Annotated in this window: 1 protein-coding gene; it reads right to left on the bottom strand. The window is 61.0% G+C overall.

Annotated elements, in window-relative coordinates:
* A partial coding sequence (locus AC07VS_RS28795) for an IS1634 family transposase (RefSeq protein WP_494752691.1) occupies positions 1-708 on the bottom strand: 708 nt, incomplete at both ends.

Below are 708 nucleotides of genomic sequence, written 5' to 3'. Positions count from 1 at the left end.
TCTGCCCGTGTCAGCAAGCTTGCCATGCGCTTGGCACGCAGCGCCGTTTGCTCCTGCGCTCGCGCGGGGTCGTGTGCCACGATCAAGCGATGGCCTTGCCAAGAGGCTTGTGCAATGGTCTCGCCAGTCTCTTCTGCTGCGGCCTCATGCACAGGCTGGAGCAACTCAACGAACTCGTTGTATCGCCGCCCCGGCACAGCCAGGATGAACTCCAGCGGCTTGCCGCTGGGCAAGGTGATGGAGGCCAGTTCGTCAAGATTGTCGATGGACAACAAGCCCCTGTCGGCCACCATCACCAGCCGCTGAATGTGGGGATAGCGGGCCAACACCTTGCGCACAGTGGGCATCATGGTGGGGGCCTCAGCCGTGTTGCCGTCGAACACCTCGTGGTAGATCGGCATCCCATCGGCCGTTTGAACCACGCCCAGCATGAACTGGCGAGCCACGGTGCCCTCTTTGGACATGCCGAAGTGGCGCACGTCACCGTCTTGAACGCTGTGGCCTTCACAACGCACGGTGGTCAAGTCATAGAACACCACTGACAGTTCATCATCAATCAGGGGCCGCAGCAGATGGGCGACACAATCATCGACCGCGCCTTGATGATCCATGAGCGCATCCATGCTGCGAAGCAGGTGTTGATGGGTGATCTTGGAGGGTTCCACACCCGGCATTGAGACCGTCTGGAGCCAGCGCAGTGTGCCCAGC

Source organism: Curvibacter sp. GW821-FHT01G03 (genome assembly GCF_059422285.1).
Note: the sequence above shows the minus strand (reverse complement) of the source record. Positions and strands in the feature narration are given on the sequence as shown.